The following is an 18,829-nucleotide window of genomic DNA, read 5'->3' as shown; positions in this document are numbered from 1 at the left end:
CACTCCTTATATCCGAAACAGGTTGTACTCGTTGCACAGCACCAGCACCGCCGGTTCGTCTTCTTCAATGGTGTTGTAGCGGTCAATGGGCTGTAAAAAGTGGTTGTCGTGTTCATCGTCATTGACCGACGACACTTCGCCCACCAGCACGTCGCCAAAGCCGCGTTCACCCCAGAAACTGTGGTACAGGCCGGGCGTCAGGCAGATGCTCTCCCCTGGTGTGAGGCGCAGCTGGCTGCCGGGCGTGTGCGTCTGCCGACAGCCGTCGACGGTAACGGTCACGTCGGTGTTTTCGGTCTCTTCATGCGCGCCCGCATTCCATAACTCAATAATCAGATTCCCGCCGCCGCGGTTAATGATGTCCTCCCGCTTGCGCCAGTGAAAATGCATCGGCGTCACCTGGCCGTCGCGGACGTGCATGATTTTTTCGGCATAGCACTTTTCATAGGGCACGCCGTTGGGGGAGCCGTTGCGCAGGGTGAACAGCGTTAACCCCTGTGCAGCGAAGTTGTTGCCACCAAATGCCGTCACGTCCCAGCCGAGCCTGAGGTCAAACACCTCCTGCCATGCGGCCTGGTCAAGCTGCTGCCATTTTGTCGGCGGAAAGCTGGCAAAAGGCGGGAGATGCACGTCGTGCATGGAGAAGAACTGCCGCGTATGGCCGAGGATTTCATTGATGTCGGAGCGTTTCATGGGGACTCCTTGAAAACAGTTCCCTCTCCCGGTGGGAGAGGGAAAAGGATCATTTAACCGTCCACCCCTTATACGTGCCGACGTTCTTTTTATCGATCATCGTCACCGGGATCAGCACAGGCTCTTTCGGCGCAGGTTTGCCCTGAAGAATGTCATAGCCGATCTCCACCGCCTTCGCCGCCATCACCTGCGGATCCTGCGCTGGCGTCGCCACAAACAGGGAGTTTTCGCGCTTCAGGGCTTCTTCACCGTCCGGGCTGCCATCCACACCAACGATAAAGAACTCGTTGCGCTGCGCCTGCTTCGCGGCCAGATCGGCGCCGATCGCGGTAGGATCGTTAATCGCGAATACGCCGTCTATCTTCGGATTAGCCGCCAGCAGGGAGGTCATGACCTCCAGCCCGCCTTCACGGCTGCCTTTGGCGTTCTGGTTATCCGAGAGCACTTTGATATCCGGGTGGCGCCTGAACTCGGTCTGGCAGCCCTCCACGCGGTTTTGTACCGCAGAAACCGGCGGCCCGTTGATGATCACCACGTTGCCTTTACCTTTCAGGCGGTCGGTAATGTACTTACAGGCCATCTCACCCGCCTGGGTGTTATCGGAGGTGATGGTCGCATCGGCCCCTTCCGCCGCCACGTCAACCGCCACGACCACGATCCCCGCCTCTTTGGCGCGTTTTACCGCCGGGCCGATCCCTTTGGAATCCGCGGCGTTGAGGATGATCATGTCCACTTTCGCCGCAATGAAGTTATCAATCTGCGACACCTGCTGGCCCAGATCGTACCCGCTGGAGACCAGCGTCACCTTGACGTTGTCCCCCGCCAGCTTGCGCGCTTCCAGCTCGGCACCTTTGGTGATCTGCACGAAGAACGGGTTAGCCAGGTCGCCCACCGTCACGCCGATGGATTTCAGATCTTTTGCCTGCGCAAACGGGGTTGCGGCCAGCAGCGCGCCAGCACAGAGCGCGGTCACTAAGGGCTTCAATCTCATGCTGTATTCCTCACGTAGGGTATTGTTGTTATGCACTTTGATGGTGTCAGGTACGGTATTTGTCGATCAGCACCGCAATGATGATCACCGCCCCTTTGATCACCAGCTGCCAGAAGTAGGAGACGCCCATCAGCGTCATGCCGTTGTTGAGGGTGGCGATGATCAAGGCACCGACCAGCGTGCCGGTGATCGTGCCGATCCCGCCGACGAAGCTGGTGCCGCCGAGGATCACCGCCGCAATTGCATCCAGCTCATACCCCGTGCCGAGGTTGCCATTGGCGCTGTAGAGACGTGAAGCGCTCATGACGCCGCCGAGACCGGAGAGCAGGCCGCTCATGCCGTAGACAAACAGCAGCACCAGCCAGACCTTAATGCCCGTTAAGCGCGCCGCCTGCATATTGCCGCCGACCGCATAGATGTGAACGCCGAGGGTTGTGCGACGCAGAATAAACCAGCACACCACAATCACCGCCAGGGCGATCACAACCAGCCAGGGGATCGGGCCGAGGTAGTTATTGCCGATCCACTCGAAGTTGATGTTGGAGTTAATGACCGTCGTGCCGTCCGCCAGCAGGTAGGCCGCGCCGCGCAGCGCCGTGTAGGTGCCGAGCGTGACGATAAATGGCGGAAGTCCGGCGAAGGCCACCAGCGCGCCGTTGAACAGCCCCAGTACCATACCGAGCATTAGCGCCGCCGGAATGGAGAGCATCGCAAATTCAGGGATAAGCGAGACCACCATCGCCGCCACCGCCGTGGTGCCCAGAATCGAGCCCACGGAGAGGTCAATCCCGCCGGTCAGGATGATGAAGGTCATCCCGGCCGCCAGAACAATGTTGATCGACGCCTGCCGGGTAATATTGAGCAGGTTACTTTCTGTGAAAAAGTTCGGAGCGATAAAGCCAAATACAGCCACAATCAGGATTAAAATCGGCAAAATGCCGATCGTTTGCATCAGATCGCTCATCAGCATTTTTTTGGCAGAGGCGGATTTCGCCACCTGCTGCGGATGGGTTGGAGTTGTCATAATTACACCGCCTGATGATGTGTGTCGTTCACGCCGGTTGCCAGCGTCATGATGTTTTCCTGAGAGATGTCGCGCCCGTGCAGTTCACCCGCAATGCTGCCTTCCCGCATCACGTACACCCGGTCGCTCATTCCTACTACTTCCGGCAGCTCGCTGGAGATCATCAGGATCGCCACCCCTTTGCGCGCCATCTGGTTCATGATGCGGTAGATCTCGCTTTTTGCCCCGACGTCCACGCCGCGCGTGGGTTCGTCCAGAATCAGAATGCGCGGGCCTATCGCCACCCAGCGGGAGATCAGCAGTTTTTGCTGGTTGCCGCCGGAGAGCCCGCCTGCGCGCACCTGAGAATGCGGCACGCGGATATTGAGCAGGGCGATGGCGTCATCGGAAATCGACTGCGCTTTTTTGCGGTTCAGCCAGCCGAAGGTGGCGTCGCGCTCCAGCGTCGCCATGGTGATGTTCTCCTGCGCCGCCAGCTCCAGAAATAGCCCCTGCTCCTTGCGGTTCTCGGTGAGAAAACCGATGCCGTTATCAATGGCCGCGCGCGGGGAGTGGATCACCACCGGTTCGCCGTCCACCTCAATCATGCCGCCGGTGGCTTTGCGCACGCCGAAGATCAGCTGCGCCAGCTCAGAACGCCCGGCGCCGACCAGCCCTGCCAGCCCGACGATTTCACCGGAGCGAACCTGCAAACTGCACGGCTGCACTTTTTTGCCATCCGTGAGGTGATGCACGTTCAGACGCGGGCTGCCGAGCGGAATATCGCGCTCTTTGTTGAACAGGTCGCTTAACGGACGACCCACCATCATGCGCACCAGCTCGGAGGCGTTGAGCTTGTCGCGCGTCAGGCTGCCGACGTATTGCCCGTCGCGTAGCACGCTGACGCGGTCAGAGAGTTCATACACTTCCGCCATGCGGTGGCTGATGTAGATAATCGCCATCCCTTCATCGCGCAGGCGCAAAATCAGTTCGAACAGACGGTGGGTTTCGCGTGAGGAGAGGGCGGCGGTAGGTTCGTCCATCACCAGAATGCGGCTGTTGCGGTGCAGCGCGCGGGCGATCTCCACCTGCTGTTGCTCGGCGATGGTCAGTTTCATGACCAGGTCGGTGGCGCTGAACTGCGCGCCCAGACGGTCAATGACCGCCTGGGCCTGGGCAGCCATCTCTTTGCGCTGGACCAGCCCGCCGCGCGACAGCTCGCTACCGAGAAAAATGTTTTCCGCCACGGTCAGGTTAGGAGCAAGCTGCATCTCCTGATAAATCAGGGTAATGCCTGCGGCCAGCGCATCCTTCGGCCCTTTGATGTGAAACGGCTGACCGTCGATGAGGATGTCGCCGCTGCTGGCGGTATAGGCGCCTGCGAGGATCTTCATCAGCGTGCTCTTTCCGGCGCCGTTTTCCCCCATCAGCGCGTGGATCTCACCGGGGAAAACCGTCAAATCCACGCCCTTGAGCGCGTGGAAATTGCCAAAGGTTTTGGCAATGTGGCGCATCTCTAAAACCGGGGTTCTGCTCATGGCGGATCTCCTGTGAATGTCGATATCTGCACTTCATCACAGGCGCGTAAATGCAAAATGTCAGAAGCTGTTCATATTTGTCATAGTTATGAATAGCTAATCGCCATCACATTTTCCTTTTCCCTCTCCCTGTGGGAGAGGGCCAGGGTGAGGGCACCAAACCGCAGAGGAGCCCAAACCCATGCCATCACGCCCCCCGTTCTTCACCAGCGCCCGCGGTCGCCTGCTGATATTTAACCTGCTGGTGGTGGCGGTAACGCTGATGGTCAGCGGCGTGGCGGTGCTCGGCTTTCGTCATGCCAGCCAGATCCAGGAGCAGGTGCAGCAGCAAACGCTGGATGACATGACCGGCAGCATGAACCTCGCGCGCGACACGGCCAATGTGGCAACGGCGGCGGTGCGGCTGTCGCAGGTGGTCGGTGCGCTGGAGTACAAAGGCGAAGCTGAGCGGCTTAAACAGACGCAGATGGCGCTGCGCCACTCGCTGGAGCAGCTTGCCGATGCGCCGCTGGCGCAGCAGGAGCCGGCGCTGGTGACGCGTATTATTCGCAGGAGCAATGAGTTACAGCAGAGCGTGACGGGAATGCTGGAGCGCGGGCAAAAACGGCATCTGGAGCGTAACGCGCTGCTCAGCGCGCTGTATCAAAGCCAAAGCTACCTGCGTCATTTGCAGGATATCAACCGTCGTTACGCGAGCAATGTGCCAGACCCCCGGCAGCTTGCTGAGATGGACAGGCTGATCGTTGCCGCCATTGATACCCCTTCACCGCGCGCCACGGTGCAGCAGCTGGATGCAGTAACCGCGATGTTACCCGCGAGCGCCCTGCAACCGGTGGTCAACCTGGTGCTCCCGGATTTTAATGATGAGCTGCGCAAGCTCGCGCCACTGTCGAAGCAGCTGGAAGAGAGCGATCTGTCCATCAGCTGGTACATGTTCCACATCAAGGCGCTGGTAGCGATATTAAACCGCGACATCAATCAGTACGTTGAACAGGTGGCACAGGCCTCCCGGCTGCGTACCGCCCAAAGTCACCAGGAGCTGCGCTCCATCAGCGTGTTTATCAGCGTTTTCGCGGTGCTGGCGCTGATCATCACCGGCTGCGCCTGCTGGTATATTTATCGCAATCTGGGCTCCAACCTGACGGCTATCTCAAGGGCAATGTCGCGTCTCGCTCACGGAGAGCAGAATGTGTCGGTGCCCGCACTACAGCGGCGTGATGAGCTGGGGGAACTGGCGCGCGCGTTTAACGTTTTTGCACGCAATACCGCTTCGCTGGAGCACACCACGCGGCTGCTTAAGGAGAAGACCTCGCAGATGGAGGTCGACCGCATCGAACGTCAGGGGCTGGAGGAGGCGCTGCTGCACAGCCAGAAAATGAAGGCGGTCGGGCAACTGACGGGCGGTCTGGCGCATGATTTTAATAACCTGCTGGCGGTGATTATCGGCAGTCTGGAGCTGACCGATTCAGCGTCACCGGACGCGCCGCGCATCACTCGTGCGCTCAAAGCCGCGGAACGCGGGGCCATGCTCACCCAGCGTCTGCTGGCCTTCTCGCGCAAGCAATCCCTGCAACCCCATGCGGTAGAGATGAAGCCGCTGCTGGAGAACCTGAGCGAGCTGATGCGGCACTCCCTTCCCGCCACGCTGACGCTGGATATTGAAGCGCAAACCCCGGCCTGGCCCGCATGGATTGACGTCAGCCAGCTGGAAAACGCCATTATCAACCTGGTGATGAACGCCCGTGATGCAATGGAGGGGCAAAACGGTGTGATTAAAATCCGCACCTGGAACCAGCGTGTGACCCGCAGCGACGGGCGCAGGCAGGATATGGTCGCGCTGGAGGTGATTGACCACGGCTGTGGGATGTCGCAGGAGGTGAAATCTCAGGTCTTTGAACCGTTCTTTACCACCAAACAGACCGGCAGCGGCAGCGGATTAGGGCTGTCGATGGTGTACGGCTTTGTGCGTCAGTCCGGGGGGCGCGTTGAGATCGAAAGCGCGCCGGGGCAGGGAACCACCGTGCGGCTCCAGCTGCCGCGCTCGACGCTGCCCGCGTTCTCCAATGATGCCGCGCTGGCGACCACGGCCCCGACAGAAAGTGAGCTGCTTGTGCTGGTCCTGGAAGATGAGGCGGGCGTGCGGCAGACCCTGTGTGAGCAACTGCACCAGCTTGGCTACCTGACGCTCGAAGCCGAAAACGGCGAGCAGGCGCTGAACATGCTGGACGCATCACCGGATATCGGCATGTTTATCAGCGACCTGATGCTGCCGGGCGGCCTGAGCGGTGCGGAGGTGATCGGCCATGTACGCAGCCACTATCCGCAGTTGCCGGTGCTGCTGATCAGCGGGCAGGATTTGCGCCCGGCGCATAACCCGCAGCTGCCGGACGTTCCGTTACTGCGTAAGCCGTTTACCCGCCAGCAGCTGGCGCAGGCACTGCGGAAGGTGATGGTAATTTGAGATTCCTCCGCTACTCCCGTTAACAGCCAGTCATTACTTTAAGGCCAGTTCACCTGCGAGTCTGGCCTTATGAAACGTTACTCTACCGCTCTGTTATTGGGTCTGCTGACTTTAACCAGCCAACTGGCGCATGCCGATGTGATTGATGATGCTATTGGCAATATTCAGCAGGCGATCAACGACGCCTATAACCCCGGCAGCAGCCGTAATGACGATGACGACGATCGTTACGACCGCAGCCGTCAAATCGACAGCCGACAGTACGACGATCGTCGTCGACAGTTAGAAGATCGACGCCAGCGTTTAGACGAGCGTCAGCGTCAGCTGGACGACGACAGGCGTCGGTTAGAAGAGGACGAGCGCAGGTTGGAAGACGATTACGATCGCGGCTAAGTGCGGCCTGTTGCCCTCACCCCAACCCTCTCCCACGGGAGAGGGAGAAAACCTAATCCAGCACCAGCACCATCCCGTCATACCCCGCTTCAATGCCGGACGGCAGCGGGTTATCCATCATCCACACGTCAAACTGATGGCTGATATGCGTCAGGATCACCTGCGGACAGCCAATCACCTCGTTCAGCGCAATCACCGTATTCAAATCACAATGGTTGCGCGGCGTCTCCGGGCGCGGTTGATGGCTACAGTCGATAATCATCGCCTGCGGCTGATTGTTTAGCAGAAACGTCACCGTTTTATCCGGCAGTCCGGCGGTATCAGAAAGCCACGCCACGCGGCTGTGGGCGGACTCCAGCAGATAGCCAAACGTGAGTTTTGAATGGTTGAGCGGCAGCGGCGTGACCCGCAAGCCCTGAAGTTCAAACGTCACAAATGGCTCCACCGTGTGGCTGAAATCCAGGATGCCCGGATGTTTGAACAGATCGTCACAGCCTGCCTCGTCTGGCGGACCGTAGACGGGAATGGTGGCGCCTACGCCCCAGCGCAGAGGGAAAAGCCCCTGAACGTGATCCATATGATAATGGGTAAGCAAAAACTGCTGGAAGCTGCCCGCAGGCCAGTCGTCCATCAGGTGTGGAATACCCGCGTCCAGCAAGGTGACCGCATCGTTGAATTTCACCGCCGCGCTACAGGGGCGACGGCGATAATTTTCCTGTAAACGCGCCCGTCGGCACGCCGCGCAGTCGCAGCCAAACACCGGCACCAGCTGCGCCCCTCCGGTTCCTGTCAGCGTGATCGTCAGACTCATAACGCCCCTCTACAGCGGTTTGGTGAAGCGGAAATGGCTTTGCGTATACCCTTCACGAACATAAAAACGGTGCGCGTCCACGCGCTTCACGCTGGTGGAAAGCTCGGTCAGCTCGGCGCCTGCCTGCCGTGCGACGTCCTCTGCCCAGGCCAGCAGCTGGCTGCCCACTTTTAATCCACGCGCCTGCGGCATCACCACCAGTTCCTGGATCTCGCCGATCCAGCGGGCGTGATGCAGGTGAAACTGCATATGCAGGCCGATCATCCCGATGATCTGCCCGTCCAGCTCGGCCAGCTGGTAGCGCATATTGTGATCCTGCAAGTTGGCCAAATACCCGGCGTGAAACGCCTGATGATCGAACTCGGCCTGCTTAAGTTCGCAGATCAGCGCGTAAACGATCGGCGCATCGTCGGCGGTGGCGGGGCGAAGCTGGCAGTCAGGCATGCTGTTTCTCCTTCTGGCGAATAAGCGATAGAAAGGTCTCGACTGACTGTAGCAAACTTCCGTCGTTATTGAGGAGATGGCAACCCGACGGGGTGTAACGCGCCGCCCGTTCCAGCCGCTGGTCGATCTCGCGCGCGTTTTCGCGCCCCCGCTTTTGCAGCCGGCTACGCAGAACGTCCGGGGAAACCTGCAAACAGACCGGGAGCAGCGCCGCTTCGTACCGGGCGTGAGCCTGCGGGAGATGCGCCCGCGAGCCGTTGACCAGCACGTCAAAGCCCGCGTGCAGCCAGAGGTCGATCTCGATGCCGACGCCATAGTAGTAACCGTTGGCATGCCAGCTCAGCGCCAGCAGGTTTTGCCCGGCGCGGGTAAAAAACTCCTGCTCGCTCAGGGCGATATGGTTTTCACTCCCGGCGTTTGCCGCGCGGGTAATGTAGCGGTGCGCTACCAGCAGCTGTGAATGTTCCCGCTGCCGTAACGCCGACAGCAGGCTGTCCTTCCCGGAGCCGGACGGGCCCATTAACCAGATGAGTCTTCCCATCAGAACACCCTTTTTCCCTGACGCCAGACGTGGTCGATATGAACGTGCTTGCCCTTGCGGTGCGCCAGCACCAGGTCTGCCCGTTTGCCTTCGGCAATCTCACCGCGATCGTGAAGGTTGAGCGCGCTGGCCGGGTTTTTTGTCACCAGGCGAATCGCCTGTGGCAGCGTGAAGCTGTTGCCCTCATCGTCCGCCACCCGGAACGCCGCGTCCACCAGGCTGGCGGGGTAATAGTCAGAGGAGAGGATATCCAGCAGGCCGAGCGAGGCGAGCTTGCTTGCCGCCACGTTGCCGGAGTGCGACCCGCCGCGTACGATGTTCGGCGCGCCCATCAGGACGTTCATGCCATGCTTACGTGATGCTTCTGCCGCCTCGAACGTTGTGGGAAATTCGGCGATCACGCTCCCAAGCTGGTGGGATTCGCGCACGTGATCGTGCGTGGCGTCATCATGGCTGGCCAGGGCAATATTACGGTCCCGGCACATAGCGGCAATGGAGAGGCGATTCGGCTGCGACCACTGGGCCGCCAGCGCCAGCTGCTCTTCTTCGTAACGGGCCATCTCCGCGTCGCTGAGAGAATATTTGCCCTGATAGTATTCGCGATACTTTTCAATGTTGGCGAACTGGCGCTGTCCCGGCGAGTGATCCATCAGGGAAACCAGCGAGACCGGCTCGCGGCCCACCAGCTTCTCAAACAGCGGCAGGGTGGTGTGGTGCGGCAGCTCGCAGCGCAGGTGCAGGCGGTGCTCGGCGCGGTTGAGGCCGCGCTTTTGCGTCTCCTCCACGGCGTTGATCATCTTCTCCAGGTTCTCCAGGCGATCGCCGCCGTCGCGCACGTCGCCGATCGCCACCGCGTCCAGCACCGTGGTGATGCCGCTGGCGACCATCAGCGCGTCGTGGCTGCTCATCGCTGAATGCGCAGGCCAGTCCACCTTCGGGCGCGGGGTGAAGAATTTATCGAGATTATCGGTATGCAGCTCAATCAGCCCCGGTAGCAGCCAGCCGCCTTCGCCGTCCATCGCGTCCGGTGAGCGGCTCTGGGTTTCGGCAAAGGCGCGGATGACACCGTCCCGCACCTCAACCGAGCCGTTCACGACCTCATTTTCCAGCACCAGCCTGACATTATTGATAATCATACGTTTGTCCCCATCGGGTGCAGTCTGTCCGCCACGCGATGGCGTACGGCGTCGTCGTGGAAGATCCCGACGATCGCCGCGCCGCGCGCTTTGGCCTGTTCGATCAGTTCTATCACCGCTGCGCTGTTTTTACTGTCGAGCGAGGCGGTGGGTTCATCCAGGAGTAAAATCGGGTAATCGACGATAAAGCCACGGGCGATGTTGACGCGCTGCTGCTCGCCGCCGGAAAAGGTCGACGGGGCGAGGTGCCACAGACGCTCCGGTACGTTGAGACGCGTCAGCAGGCTGGCGGCTTTAGCGGCGCAGGTTTCGCGCGGCACGCCGAGATCCAGCAGAGGCTGCATGACCACGTCCAGGGCGGAGATCCGCGGGATCACCCGCAGGAACTGGCTGACCCAGCCGATCGTCGAGCGGCGTACTTCCAGCACTTTGCGCGCGGGAGCCTGGACCAGATCAACCCATTCATTGTTATGGCGGATATGGATATGGCCTTCGTCCGGCAGATAATTGGCGTACAGGGAGCGCAGCAGGGTGGATTTTCCGCTGCCGGAATGGCCATGCAGCACCACGCATTCGCCGTTGCTGACCTCTAATGAGGCATTTTGCAGTACCGGCAGGCGGACACCGTTTTGCTGGTGGAGCACAAAGGTTTTACTGACATTTTCAACGTGGATCATGTTGGCCTCTTAATTCTGTAATACCGAGGACACCAGCAGTTGGGTGTACGGATGATGGGGATCGTCGAGCACCCGATCGGTCAGCCCACTTTCCACCACCTGACCCTGCTTCATCACCAGCAGGCGGTCCGCCAGCAGGCGCGCAACGCCTAAATCGTGGGTGACAATCACTACCGCCAGGTTCAGCTCCACCACCAGGCCGCGCAGCAGATCCAGCAGGCGCGCCTGCACGGAGACGTCCAGCCCACCGGTCGGTTCATCCATAAACACCAGCTTCGGATGGGTGACGAGATTGCGGGCAATCTGTAAACGCTGCTGCATGCCGCCGGAGAAGGTTGTCGGCAGGTCGTCGATGCGCGAGGCGGGGATTTCAACCTCTTCCAGCCAGTGCTGCGCCGTGGCGCGGATGTTGCCGTAGTGGCGCGCGCCGGTGGCCATCAGCCGTTCGCCGATGTTGCCCCCCGCCGAGACCTGGCGGCGCAGGCCATCCATCGGGTGCTGGTGCACCACGCCCCACTCGGTGCGCAGCAGGCGGCGGCGCTCGGCTTCGCTCATGCCATACAGCGACACGCCCTCATACAAAATGTCGCCATTCTGCGGCGTCAGGCGCGCGGAGATGGACTTCAGCAGGGTGGTTTTACCGGAGCCGGACTCGCCGACAATGCCCAGCACTTCGCCCGGCCACAGCTCAAACGACACGTCGCTAAAGCCTTTGCCCGGCGCATAAAGGTGAGTCAGGTTATTAACCGAAAGCAGCGGTTTCATTGGCTGTTCGCCTCGCTCTGTTGGCGGCAGTAATCGGTGTCGGAGCAGACAAACATCCGTTTGCCCGTGTCGTCCAGCACCACTTCATCCAGATAGCTATGCTTCGAGCCGCAGATGGCGCACGGCTCGTCCCACTCCTGCACCGTAAACGGGTGATCGTCAAAATCCAGGCTCTCCACACGGGTGTACGGCGGTACGGCGTAGATGCGTTTTTCCCGTCCGGCACCAAAAAGTTGCAGGGCGGGCATCATGTCCATCTTCGGGTTATCGTATTTCGGGATCGGCGACGGGTCCATCACGTAGCGGCCGTTCACCTTCACCGGATAGGCGTAGGTGGTGGCGATATGGCCGAAGCGGGCGATGTCCTCATACAGTTTGACCTGCATGATCCCGTACTCTTCCAGGGCGTGCATGGTGCGGGTTTCGGTTTCCCGCGGCTCGATAAAACGCAGTGGCTCCGGGATCGGCACCTGGAAAATCAAAATCTGATCTTCAGTCAGCGGGGTCTCCGGAATGCGGTGACGGGTCTGGATCAGCGTCGCGTCTTCGGTTTTTTCAGTGGTGTTGACGCCCGTTACGCGCTTAAAGAAGTTGCGGATCGACACGGCGTTGGTGGTGTCGTCTGCCCCCTGGTCGATGACCTTCAGCACGTCCGCTTCGCCGATCACGCTGGCGGTGATCTGAATACCGCCGGTGCCCCAGCCGTAGGGCATCGGCATTTCGCGGCCGCCGAACGGCACCTGGTAGCCGGGGATCGCCACAGCCTTAAGGATGGCGCGGCGGATCATGCGTTTAGTTTGCTCGTCCAGATAGGCAAAGTTGTAGCCGCTTAAGTTAGCCATTGGCGCGCTCCCGTTGCAGGCGTTTCAGCAGTTCCAGTTCGGCCTGGAAATCGACGTAGTGCGGCAGCTTGAGGTGCGAGACAAAGCCGGCGGCCTCAACGTTATCCGCGTGGGCCAGCACGAACTCTTCGTCCTGTGCCGGGCCTGCAATATGCTCGCCGTAGTCCGGCGCCTGGAGCGCACGGTCAACCAGCGCCATCGCCATCGCCTTGCGCTCGCTCAGGCCATACACCAGCCCGTAGCCGCGGGTAAAATGCGGATCTTCATTCTCTGGCGCGACAAAACCGTTGACCATTTCGCACTCGGTCATCAGCAGTTCGCCGATGTTCACCGCAAAACCCAGCTCTTCCGGCACAATTTCGACATCGAGATAACCGCTGCGGATCTCTGCCGCGAACGGGTGGTTGCGCCCGTAGCCGCGCTGCGTGGAGTAGGCCAGCGCCAGCAGATACCCTTCATCGCCGCGCATCAGCTGTTGCAGGCGGGACGAGCGCGAACAGGGATAGACCGGCGGCGTGCGGGTGATGTCATCCGGTGTGCTGCCGGTGTCTTCTTCCGCCTTCGCCAGCCCCTGGTTTGCCAGCAGGCTAAAGACGTGCGGGGAGGCGTCTTGTTCAGCGTCAGAGACGCTGAGCTGCGGTGTTTCACCGTTCGCCAGTAGAGTGAAGTCCAGCAGGCGATGGGTGTAGTCGTAGGTCGGACCAAGCAGCTGGCCGCCAGGAATATCTTTGTACACCGCAGAAATACGGCGCTCTAAACGCATTTCCGCCGTTTTCACCGGCTCGCTTACCGCCAGCTTCGCAAGCGTAGTGCGGTAAGCGCGCAGCAGGAAAATGGCTTCCACGTTATCGCCGCTGGCCTGTTTCAGCGCCAGCGCCGCCAGCTCGCGGTCTGCGATGCCGCCTTCGGTCATCACGCGGTCGACGGCCAGGTTTAACTGCTGTTCAATCTGGGCGACGCTCAGCTCGGGTAAGGCGTCATCCCCCCGGCGTCTGTGCTCCTGCAAGGCATGGGCGGCGGCGATCGCCTTCTCGCCCCCTTTGACGGCAACGTACATCAGCACACCTCCACGTGAGTGGTTCTCGGGATCGCCAGCAGGCGCTCGCCGCAGGTCAGGATCAGGTCGATACCGAGCGGGAACGGATGCGGGCGCTCGGTCAGCTCATGAATGATGCACTCCGGCAGCTGGGGGGCGACCATCCGCTCGTCGGCGATCCCTGCCCCCGTCAGGCGTAGCATGCGGCCACCGCTCAGGCTGGAGACCTGCAAAATCAGCGTAGCGCTGGTTTCCGGTGCGACGGCGCTGCCTTCGCTCAGGGCATTAAGTTGTTCATGGCTGATTTGCTCGTCGGCCACGGCGAAGACCGCCTGCTGGGGCTGCTCGACCAGCGGCGCGTTGGTGTGAAAGCGCAGGTTCTGGCTGGCGATATCGTTCAGCAATGCCCCTGACAGCCATACCGGGGTGTCGTTGTCCGCCAGCGTCAGCAGCACGCTGGTAGAGGCGAGGTTCAGCGGCAGCCAGCCCTGGGAGAGCTGGTGCAGCGAGACAATGACGCCCGGCTCGCTCATGGCTTTCAGCAGTCGACGGAAACTCTGTTGGGCATCCTGGACGGCCAGGGTAAAAGCAGGTTGAAGCGTCATGCGTTGTCTCCGCGAACGAGCGTAAAGAAGTCGACCCGGCTGGTATTTACTTCGGCCTGACGCGCGGCAAGGCGTGCGGCGCGGTCAGCTTCCAGCGGGGCAATAAGGGTTTCCATTAACGTCTGAAAATGCGGCTGTTCCTGTAAAAGCGCGTCGATAGCTGCGCAGCGCTCGGCGTGCGTTTTGTCGCGGCCAAGTACGTAGCCGTAGCCCAGCGTGCCGCTTTTCAGGCGGATCACCGCGCGGGTGAGGGTGGCATCGCCGGCGAAGAAGCGCTCGCCGGTGCCGCCCATGCGTGCCTGGATCTGCACCAGGCCGATCTCCGGCGCGCGGATCGTGTCGTAATCCGGCGTCAGGCCGAGCGCGTTCATGCGGGCAGCCAGCGCAGCAGGCTGGCTGTGGGCCAGCACGCGCATCCAGCGCTGACGAGTGGAGGTGTCGAAGTGCATTCAGTGCTCCATGGTAAATTCAATCATGTCGGCGCGGGTCAGGCTGACGGAGTATTCCGTTGCGTTGACGTCGCCGTCACGGTGGTTGAGGGTGCGCACGCAGAGCAGCGGGGCCATGTTGGGGATCTCCAGCACCTTGCTCTCTTTCGCCTGCGCGCGGCGGGCGCTGATGCGCGTCTGGGTGCGTTTGAGCACGATACCCGTCGCGTCCTGAAGAAAATCATGCAGGGAACCGCTGGCGAAATGTTGCAGAACGGGCCAGAGGGTGAGGTCCGCGAAGTAGTGGTCGATCTGACAGACCGCCACGCCGTTCACCCGGCGCAACGTGCGCAGGTGAACGACGTTGTCGCCCTCCTGAATCCCCAGCGCGTCCGCCACGTGGCGGGAGGCCGGGCGCAGGACAGACAGCAGCTTTTCGCTGGTGGGGTGGCTGCCCTGATCGAGAAGGTTCTGGCTAAAACGCGCCTGGGCATTAAGCGGGTAGTCAAACGGACGCATCAGCACCAGCACGCCGACGCCCTGACGACGCTGGACCCAGCCGCGCTCCACCAGTTGATCGATGGCACGACGCAGGGTGTGACGATTCACTTCGTAGCGGTCGGCAAGCTGCTGCTCGGCAGGCAGGTAGTCCCCGCAGCGATAGTGCGTGCGCAGCTCCACTTCGAGCTTTGCCGCAATCTCTTGCCAGCGGGTGGGGTAACTGGTCGGATGTCTGGATAAGTGCATACCAATCAAAGCCTCGCTTCTCAGATGAAGTGCTTACGCAAACGTTGAGAGAGGAAATCCAGCAGGCTGACGGTGACGATGATGAGCACCATCAGGGCGCAGGTTTGCTGGAACTGGAAACCACGAATCGCTTCCCACAGGGTGACGCCAATGCCGCCTGCGCCCACCATGCCGACCACGGTGGCGGAGCGAACGTTGGACTCGAAGCGGTACAGGGAATAGGAGATGAGCAACGGCATCACCTGCGGCAGGACGCCGTACAGGATCTCTTCGATTTTGTTCGCTCCGGTTGCCCGGATGCCTTCCACCGGGCCGGGCTCGATGGCTTCAACCGCTTCGGAGAGCAGCTTGGAGAGCACGCCGGTGGTGTGGATGAACAGCGCCATCACGCCCGCGAACGGACCCAGGCCGACGGCGACCACGAATAGCATCGCAAAGACCATTTCGTTGATGGCGCGACAGGCGTCCATCAGGCGGCGCATCGGCTGGTAAACCCACCATGGCACGATGTTTTCGGCGCTCATCAGGCCAAACGGAATGGAGAGGATCACGGCGAGGGCGGTGCCCCAGACGGCAATTTGCAGGGTGATCGCCATTTCACCGAGGTAGTCCTGCCACTGGCTGAAGTCCGGTGGGAAGAAGTCGGCGGCGAAGGTCGCCATGTTGCCTGAGTCCCTGAAGAGCAGCAGCGGATCCATCTCCGCGCCCTTCCAGGAGATAACGAGCACCGCCAGCAGAACAGCCCAGCTTATGAGCGAGAACCAGCTGCGTTTTGGCGGCGGGAGGGTGATGGTTTGCATGTTGGCTCCTTTGGGTTTAGTCCCCTCTCCCTTGAGGGAGAGGGAGAAAGGCGTTACTGCACCGCTTTATTCACGCTGGTCATGGCGCCGAGCGCGGCGGTCAGGCGGTCAAGATCGTCCAGCTGCGCCTGAATTTCCGACACTTTGCTGTTCTTCTCTTCGTCCTTCAGGCCTTTGTTGTCCTTCACGCCCTGCATCTGCTTGAACAGCGCCAGCTGGCGAATCGGCACCAGTTGCAAATCGCTGGACGCGCGGAACGGTGCCCAGCCCAGACGTGCCAGAACCGCTTTCTCTTCCGGCGTTTTGCCGTAGTTCATAAAGAAGTCGTAGACCTTGTCCTTGGTGTTCTCGGAGAGGTTTTTGCGCCACACGATCGGGTCGCCCGGGATCAGCGGTGATTTCCAGATAACCTTGATTTCCTTCAGCTTTTCCGGCGCGGAGGTCTTCAGCTTGTCGAGGTTTTCAGTGTTGTTGGTAGCAACGTCAACCTGCTTATTCGCCACGGCCAGGGCATTGGTTTCGTGGCTGGCGTTAACCGTGCGCTTAAAGTCGCTGGCGGAGACGTTGTTTTTCGCGAAGACGTAGTAGCCAGGGACGAGGAAGCCGGAGGTAGAGTTCGGGTCGCCGTTACCAAAGGTCAGCTCTTTGCGTTTGGCGAGCATGTCGTTGAGGTTGTTGATCGGGCTGTCTTTGTTAACGATCAGCACGCTCCAGTAGCCCGGAGAGCCGTCTGCCGCAACGGTCTGGGCGAACACCTGGCCGTTCGCGCGATCTACCGCTTCCATAGCAGAGAGGTTGCCATACCAGGCGATGTCGACTTTGTTGAAGCGCATTCCCTGAATGATGCCCGCGTAATCCGGGGCGAAGAACGCGTTCACTTTGATCCCCAGTTTGGTTTCCATATCTTTCAGGAACGGTTCCCACTGGGGTTTCAGGTTCTGCTGTGATTCTGTCGAAATGATGCCAAAGTTCAGTGCTTTTTCCTGCTCCTCGGCGTGGGCCGGGCTTAACAGGGTGCTGATGCTGAACATGCTGGTGAAGGCCAGCGCGGCAACCGTTTTATAGCTCATTTCCATTCCTCGTTATGGGTCGTTATGCAGCCTGCGCGCGCTCTTCGACGCGGTTTACGCTGCGGTAGAGATGGTCAAAACGTTCGTTATCAAACTGGTGGCTTGCGCCATCAAAGAACACATGTCCCTGACGCAGGGCGACGATGCGCTCGCAGTAGCGCAGGGCGTAATCCACCTGATGCAGCGTCACCACCACGGTGATGCCGTCGTTCTGATTGATGTCGCGCAGGGTTTCCATCACGATGCGGGCGGACTCCGGATCCAGCGAGGCGATAGGTTCATCGGCCAGGATAATTTTGGCTTTCTGCATCAGGGCGCGGGCAATGGCGACGCGCTGCTGCTGTCCGCCGGAGAGCGTGGAGACGCGCTGGTGGGCGAAATGCGCCATGCCGACGCGGGTCAGCGCCTGTAAGGCTTCTTGCTTCTGGGATAGGGAGAACCAGCGCAGGCAGGTGCGCCAGAACGGGGTGCTGCCGAGCGCGCCAATCAGCACGTTCTCGAGCACGGTCAGGCGGTTCACCAGGTTGAACTGCTGAAAGATATAGCCCGTCTGAGCGCGGCTTTTGCGAATATCGCTCGCCAGACGCCCCGCATGTTGCACGGTGTTCCCCAGCAGTTCGACGCGGCTTTCCGGCGTTTTGTCACAGGTAATCAGGCCGCTCAAGTGACGAAGAAGGGTGGATTTACCTGAACCAGACGGCCCCAACAGCGCCACCATTTCGCCCTGCTGGACGGTCAGATCAACGGCATGCAGCGCCTTGTTGTGATGGAAGGTTTTGCTCAGTTTCTCGACGCGAATGACAGTTTGCATGTGCCCGGCCTCACGATAAATGTGGCCTCATGCTGGCGCATCAATATGACATTCAGGTTAAGTGTTGGTTGCGGGAGTTTGAAGAGTTGAGGGGAGTTTGATGACAATCACCCTAGGCCCGGCCAGCGCAGCGCGACCGGGCGCTGTTGCCGGATGCGCTGCGCTTATGCGGCCTATGATTTAACGACATTAATCATCCACGGCACGCCGTATTTATCGGTGACTTTCCCGAATCCGTGCGCCCAGAAAGTCTCCTGCCAGGCCATTTCGACATTGCCGCCATCAGAGAGGTTGTCGAACCAGCGTTTGCCTTCATCCACGTCCTGCGTGTCGAGCACCAGCGTAAATCCGGCGTACTGCGTGCTGCTACCGGGTGGCAGACCATCGCTCATCATGATATCGCTGCCGGCAATGCGGACATTAGAGTGGGCGATGGCGGTATCCGGGAAGTTCATGCCTGACGGACAGCCTTCTTCGCTGTTTTCGTCTTTGGGCATTTCGCCGAAGGTGATTTTGTAGAGGAGTTCTGCGCCGACGGCCTGCTGATAGAAGGCCGTCGCCTCCGCACAGTTGCCGGCGAAAGAGATGTAGGGACTTAACGGCATAATCTTTACCTCACGTAAGAAAAGCCCGTTAAGTGTAGTTCCCGAACGCCCGGTAAGCGAAGCGTCACCGGGCGGGACAATCAGTTCTTTTTCACGAACTCAGATTTCAGTTTCATCGGACCGAAGCCGTCAATTTTGCAGTCAATATTATGATCGCCTTCAACCAGACGGATATTTTTAACTTTAGTGCCGATCTTCAGCATGGAGGAGCTGCCTTTTACCTTAAGATCTTTCACAACGGTAACGCTGTCGCCGTCTGCCAGCAGGTTGCCATTCGCGTCTTTCACGATCAGCGCATCGCTGTCCTGCGCAGGCTCCGCATCGTTCCATTCATGGGCGCATTCCGGGCAAACGAACATGCCATTGTCTTCATAGGTGTATTCAGAATTGCATTTCGGGCAGTGTGGAAGTTGCATGTGGGTATCCTCAAAA

The 18,829-nt window shown here is 60.0% G+C and carries 22 protein-coding genes; 2 read left to right on the top strand and 20 right to left on the bottom strand.

The window, feature by feature from the left end:
* Positions 1-6 precede the first annotated feature (6 nt).
* The 4 genes from AM329_RS16325 to AM329_RS16310 are packed head-to-tail and all read right to left on the bottom strand — an operon-like array spanning position 7 to position 4,225.
* Positions 7-693 (bottom strand): D-lyxose/D-mannose family sugar isomerase, encoded by a 687-nt coding sequence (locus AM329_RS16325; RefSeq protein ID WP_023315234.1) that lies wholly within the window; start codon positions 691-693, stop codon positions 7-9.
* A gap of 49 nt (positions 694-742) precedes the next feature.
* On the bottom strand, positions 743-1,684 hold the full coding sequence (locus tag AM329_RS16320; protein ID WP_003860240.1) for an ABC transporter substrate-binding protein: 942 nt from the start codon (positions 1,682-1,684) through the stop codon (positions 743-745).
* 46 nt (positions 1,685-1,730) lie between these two features.
* Positions 1,731-2,708, bottom strand: coding sequence for a ribose ABC transporter permease (locus AM329_RS16315; RefSeq protein ID WP_032608255.1), 978 nt, complete (start codon positions 2,706-2,708; stop codon positions 1,731-1,733).
* Between the two features lie 2 nt (positions 2,709-2,710).
* Entirely contained in the window at positions 2,711-4,225 is a 1,515-nt protein-coding gene (locus tag AM329_RS16310) for a sugar ABC transporter ATP-binding protein (protein ID WP_032608256.1), read from the bottom strand.
* A 181-nt stretch (positions 4,226-4,406) separates the two neighbouring features.
* On the opposite strand from AM329_RS16310, the gene AM329_RS16305 reads away from it, so the two are divergent.
* Together AM329_RS16305 and yjdP are read left to right on the top strand one after the other, a co-directional pair.
* Complete coding sequence (locus AM329_RS16305) at positions 4,407-6,686, top strand: hybrid sensor histidine kinase/response regulator (protein WP_032608257.1); 2,280 nt, start codon at positions 4,407-4,409, stop codon at positions 6,684-6,686.
* 69 nt (positions 6,687-6,755) lie between these two features.
* Positions 6,756-7,079, top strand: a complete 324-nt coding sequence (yjdP, locus tag AM329_RS16300; RefSeq protein WP_023324020.1) for a DDRRRQL repeat protein YjdP — start codon at positions 6,756-6,758, stop codon at positions 7,077-7,079.
* Positions 7,080-7,131: 52 nt separating this feature from the next.
* On the opposite strand, the gene phnP is transcribed toward yjdP, so the two are convergent.
* From phnP to AM329_RS16220, 16 genes are all read right to left on the bottom strand, one after another.
* Entirely contained in the window at positions 7,132-7,890 is a 759-nt protein-coding gene (phnP, locus tag AM329_RS16295) for a phosphonate metabolism protein PhnP (RefSeq protein ID WP_023324021.1), read from the bottom strand.
* A gap of 9 nt (positions 7,891-7,899) precedes the next feature.
* A complete protein-coding gene (gene phnO, locus AM329_RS16290) occupies positions 7,900-8,334 on the bottom strand; it encodes an aminoalkylphosphonate N-acetyltransferase (protein ID WP_015570217.1) in 435 nt (144 codons plus the stop codon).
* On the bottom strand, positions 8,327-8,878 hold the full coding sequence (phnN, locus tag AM329_RS16285) for a ribose 1,5-bisphosphokinase (RefSeq protein WP_086623593.1): 552 nt from the start codon (positions 8,876-8,878) through the stop codon (positions 8,327-8,329). The genes phnO and phnN overlap by 8 nt, the downstream gene beginning before the upstream one ends.
* Positions 8,875-10,011, bottom strand: coding sequence for an alpha-D-ribose 1-methylphosphonate 5-triphosphate diphosphatase (gene phnM, locus AM329_RS16280; protein WP_032608259.1), 1,137 nt, complete (start codon positions 10,009-10,011; stop codon positions 8,875-8,877). Before phnM ends, phnN begins: the two co-directional genes overlap by 4 nt.
* Positions 10,008-10,688 (bottom strand): phosphonate C-P lyase system protein PhnL, encoded by a 681-nt coding sequence (phnL, locus tag AM329_RS16275; RefSeq protein WP_003860227.1) that lies wholly within the window; start codon positions 10,686-10,688, stop codon positions 10,008-10,010. Before phnL ends, phnM begins: the two co-directional genes overlap by 4 nt.
* 9 nt (positions 10,689-10,697) lie before the next feature.
* Positions 10,698-11,453, bottom strand: coding sequence for a phosphonate C-P lyase system protein PhnK (phnK, locus tag AM329_RS16270; RefSeq protein WP_003860225.1), 756 nt, complete (start codon positions 11,451-11,453; stop codon positions 10,698-10,700).
* Positions 11,450-12,295 (bottom strand): alpha-D-ribose 1-methylphosphonate 5-phosphate C-P-lyase PhnJ, encoded by an 846-nt coding sequence (gene phnJ / locus AM329_RS16265; RefSeq protein WP_032608261.1) that lies wholly within the window; start codon positions 12,293-12,295, stop codon positions 11,450-11,452. The genes phnK and phnJ overlap by 4 nt, the downstream gene beginning before the upstream one ends.
* Positions 12,288-13,352, bottom strand: coding sequence for a carbon-phosphorus lyase complex subunit PhnI (locus AM329_RS16260; protein ID WP_032608262.1), 1,065 nt, complete (start codon positions 13,350-13,352; stop codon positions 12,288-12,290). Before AM329_RS16260 ends, phnJ begins: the two co-directional genes overlap by 8 nt.
* Positions 13,352-13,936 (bottom strand): phosphonate C-P lyase system protein PhnH, encoded by a 585-nt coding sequence (gene phnH, locus AM329_RS16255; RefSeq protein WP_003860219.1) that lies wholly within the window; start codon positions 13,934-13,936, stop codon positions 13,352-13,354. The genes AM329_RS16260 and phnH overlap by 1 nt, the downstream gene beginning before the upstream one ends.
* Positions 13,933-14,385 carry a phosphonate C-P lyase system protein PhnG gene (gene phnG, locus AM329_RS16250; RefSeq protein ID WP_003860217.1) on the bottom strand — a complete coding sequence of 151 codons (453 nt, stop codon included), beginning with the start codon at positions 14,383-14,385 and terminating at the stop codon, positions 13,933-13,935. The genes phnH and phnG overlap by 4 nt, the downstream gene beginning before the upstream one ends.
* Positions 14,386-15,111 (bottom strand): phosphonate metabolism transcriptional regulator PhnF, encoded by a 726-nt coding sequence (gene phnF / locus AM329_RS16245; RefSeq protein ID WP_003860215.1) that lies wholly within the window; start codon positions 15,109-15,111, stop codon positions 14,386-14,388.
* Positions 15,112-15,131: 20 nt separating this feature from the next.
* Positions 15,132-15,911, bottom strand: a complete 780-nt coding sequence (gene phnE, locus AM329_RS16240; protein WP_023302942.1) for a phosphonate ABC transporter, permease protein PhnE — start codon at positions 15,909-15,911, stop codon at positions 15,132-15,134.
* 53 nt (positions 15,912-15,964) lie between these two features.
* On the bottom strand, positions 15,965-16,981 hold the full coding sequence (gene phnD / locus AM329_RS16235) for a phosphonate ABC transporter substrate-binding protein (RefSeq protein ID WP_023324026.1): 1,017 nt from the start codon (positions 16,979-16,981) through the stop codon (positions 15,965-15,967).
* 22 nt (positions 16,982-17,003) lie between these two features.
* Entirely contained in the window at positions 17,004-17,792 is a 789-nt protein-coding gene (phnC, locus tag AM329_RS16230) for a phosphonate ABC transporter ATP-binding protein (protein WP_032608263.1), read from the bottom strand.
* 173 nt (positions 17,793-17,965) lie between these two features.
* On the bottom strand, positions 17,966-18,397 hold the full coding sequence (yjdN, locus tag AM329_RS16225) for a VOC family metalloprotein YjdN (RefSeq protein WP_003860208.1): 432 nt from the start codon (positions 18,395-18,397) through the stop codon (positions 17,966-17,968).
* An 80-nt stretch (positions 18,398-18,477) separates the two neighbouring features.
* Entirely contained in the window at positions 18,478-18,813 is a 336-nt protein-coding gene (locus AM329_RS16220) for a zinc ribbon domain-containing protein YjdM (protein WP_003860206.1), read from the bottom strand.
* Positions 18,814-18,829: the final 16 nt, after the last annotated feature.

The organism is Enterobacter cloacae complex sp. AR_0002, assembly GCF_001922365.1.
Taxonomy (GTDB): Bacteria; Pseudomonadota; Gammaproteobacteria; order Enterobacterales; family Enterobacteriaceae; genus Enterobacter; species Enterobacter hormaechei_C.
Note: the sequence above shows the minus strand (reverse complement) of the source record. Positions and strands in the feature narration are given on the sequence as shown.

Coding starts and splice junctions, on each gene's coding strand:
- phnD (WP_023324026.1), bottom strand. CDS start 16,981: ATGAGCTATAAAACGGTTGCCGCGCTGGCCTTCACCAGCATGTTCAGC.
- AM329_RS16325 (WP_023315234.1), bottom strand. CDS start 693: ATGAAACGCTCCGACATCAATGAAATCCTCGGCCATACGCGGCAGTTC.
- AM329_RS16310 (WP_032608256.1), bottom strand. CDS start 4,225: ATGAGCAGAACCCCGGTTTTAGAGATGCGCCACATTGCCAAAACCTTT.
- phnO (WP_015570217.1), bottom strand. CDS start 8,334: ATGCCTGACTGCCAGCTTCGCCCCGCCACCGCCGACGATGCGCCGATC.
- AM329_RS16260 (WP_032608262.1), bottom strand. CDS start 13,352: ATGTACGTTGCCGTCAAAGGGGGCGAGAAGGCGATCGCCGCCGCCCAT.
- AM329_RS16315 (WP_032608255.1), bottom strand. CDS start 2,708: ATGACAACTCCAACCCATCCGCAGCAGGTGGCGAAATCCGCCTCTGCC.
- yjdP (WP_023324020.1), top strand. CDS start 6,756: ATGAAACGTTACTCTACCGCTCTGTTATTGGGTCTGCTGACTTTAACC.
- phnC (WP_032608263.1), bottom strand. CDS start 17,792: ATGCAAACTGTCATTCGCGTCGAGAAACTGAGCAAAACCTTCCATCAC.
- phnG (WP_003860217.1), bottom strand. CDS start 14,385: ATGCACTTCGACACCTCCACTCGTCAGCGCTGGATGCGCGTGCTGGCC.
- phnJ (WP_032608261.1), bottom strand. CDS start 12,295: ATGGCTAACTTAAGCGGCTACAACTTTGCCTATCTGGACGAGCAAACT.
- AM329_RS16220 (WP_003860206.1), bottom strand. CDS start 18,813: ATGCAACTTCCACACTGCCCGAAATGCAATTCTGAATACACCTATGAA.
- phnL (WP_003860227.1), bottom strand. CDS start 10,688: ATGATCCACGTTGAAAATGTCAGTAAAACCTTTGTGCTCCACCAGCAA.
- AM329_RS16305 (WP_032608257.1), top strand. CDS start 4,407: ATGCCATCACGCCCCCCGTTCTTCACCAGCGCCCGCGGTCGCCTGCTG.
- phnH (WP_003860219.1), bottom strand. CDS start 13,936: ATGACGCTTCAACCTGCTTTTACCCTGGCCGTCCAGGATGCCCAACAG.
- phnF (WP_003860215.1), bottom strand. CDS start 15,111: ATGCACTTATCCAGACATCCGACCAGTTACCCCACCCGCTGGCAAGAG.
- phnM (WP_032608259.1), bottom strand. CDS start 10,011: ATGATTATCAATAATGTCAGGCTGGTGCTGGAAAATGAGGTCGTGAAC.
- phnP (WP_023324021.1), bottom strand. CDS start 7,890: ATGAGTCTGACGATCACGCTGACAGGAACCGGAGGGGCGCAGCTGGTG.
- yjdN (WP_003860208.1), bottom strand. CDS start 18,397: ATGCCGTTAAGTCCCTACATCTCTTTCGCCGGCAACTGTGCGGAGGCG.
- phnK (WP_003860225.1), bottom strand. CDS start 11,453: ATGAAACCGCTGCTTTCGGTTAATAACCTGACTCACCTTTATGCGCCG.
- phnE (WP_023302942.1), bottom strand. CDS start 15,911: ATGCAAACCATCACCCTCCCGCCGCCAAAACGCAGCTGGTTCTCGCTC.
- AM329_RS16320 (WP_003860240.1), bottom strand. CDS start 1,684: ATGAGATTGAAGCCCTTAGTGACCGCGCTCTGTGCTGGCGCGCTGCTG.